The following is a 1,487-nucleotide window of genomic DNA, read 5'->3' as shown; positions in this document are numbered from 1 at the left end:
CGGCTCAACGACCACCCAGGCCTGATCAGTCAGCTCATGACGACGCACCACGAAAACACCAACGCGCCAACCACTTTGCGGACACGACCTAGGGCGCGGGGAACCGCGCGCCCAGCCACGTACGACCGACACCCGACGACGACCGACACACGCCGGCCCAAGTCGCCCCCTCGACCCCGACCCACCGGGAGCCCACCCATGACCGCACCCCGTCTCCACCACTACGCCGAGGGCTCGCCCTCCGCTCCCCCGCTGGTACTCGGGCCCTCCCTCGGGACGAGTACCGCCCTGTGGGACGGCGTCGCGCCCGAACTGTCCACCGCCCACCGCGTCGTACGGTGGGACCTCCCCGGCCACGGCGGGTCCGACGCCGATCTGATCAAGCCCGGCGCCACCGTCGGAGACCTCGCCGACCTCGTCCTCGCACTCGCCGACGACCTCGGCATCGACCGGTTCGCCTACGCCGGCGTCTCCCTCGGCGGCGCCGTCGGCCTGCACCTCGCCGTGCACCACCCGGAGCGCCTCACCAGCCTCACCGTCATCTGCTCCTCCGCCCACTTCGGCGGCGCCAAGAACTGGGAGGACCGCGCCGCTCAGGTCCGCAAGGAGGGCACGGGAGGTGTCGCCGAAACCGCACCCTCCCGCTGGTTCACCCCCGGCTTCCGCGTGGAACGCCTCGTACAGGACAACCGGGACGCCGACCCCGCGGGCTACGCCGCCTGCTGCGACGCCCTCGCCGCGTTCGACCTGAGGGACCGGCTCGCCGACATCACCGTGCCCACCCTCCTGATCGCCGGCCGCGAGGACCCCGCGACCCCGCCCGCCCACCTGCGCGAGATCGCCGACGCCGTGCCGGACGCCGAGCTCGTCGAGCTGGCCGGCGCCTCGCACCTCGCCCCCGCCGAACGCCCCGAGGCGGTCATCGGGGCGCTGCGCACCCACCTCGGACACACCGCGAAGCGCGGCATGGAGGTGCGCCGCGGAGTGCTCGGGGACGCGCACGTCGACCGGGCGCAGGCGAAGCAGACACCGTTCACGGCCCGGTTCCAGGACTTCATCTCGCGCTACGCGTGGGGCGAGATCTGGACCGACCCGACGCTCTCCCGCCGCGAGCGCAGCATGATCACGCTGACCGCGCTCGTCGCCCACGGGCACCTCGACGAGTTCGGCATGCATGTCCGCGCCGCCCTGCGCAACGGCCTCACCCCGGACGAGATCGGCGCGGTGGTGCAGCAGTGCGCCGTGTACGTGGGTGTGCCCGCCGCCAACTCGGCGTTCGGCGTGGCCCAGCGGGTGCTCGCCGATGAGGGCCTGGCCTGACACCGACAGGCCTACGACCAACATGGCCAGGGGGGTCGCGTCCGATGCGCAGTCCGGCCCCTAGGGCCTGTCGTTTGGATCAGGCCGGGCGCGCGGGGGCGGGTACAAAACACACGCCCCACCCCGGCCGCAAGGCAACCAACCCGCGCACCCCGGGCCCCCCCCGC

At 73.4% G+C, this 1,487-nt stretch carries 1 protein-coding gene; it reads left to right on the top strand.

Translation table 11 applies throughout. From position 1 onward, the window contains the following. The first annotated feature begins 198 nt into the window (after positions 1 to 198). Positions 199 to 1,320: a 3-oxoadipate enol-lactonase gene (gene pcaD / locus ACIA8D_RS17255; protein ID WP_399232893.1), complete on the top strand. Its 1,122-nt coding sequence runs from the start codon at positions 199 to 201 to the stop codon at positions 1,318 to 1,320. The last annotated feature ends 167 nt before the right edge of the window (positions 1,321 to 1,487 follow it).

Origin of the sequence: Streptomyces sp. NPDC051684 (assembly GCF_044453445.1) — a bacterium.
Taxonomy (GTDB): domain Bacteria; phylum Actinomycetota; class Actinomycetes; order Streptomycetales; family Streptomycetaceae; genus Streptomyces.
The sequence above is the reverse complement of the archived record's forward strand: the minus strand, read 5'-3'. Positions and strand labels throughout refer to the sequence as shown.

Coding starts and splice junctions, on each gene's coding strand:
- pcaD (WP_399232893.1), top strand. CDS start 199: ATGACCGCACCCCGTCTCCACCACTACGCCGAGGGCTCGCCCTCCGCT.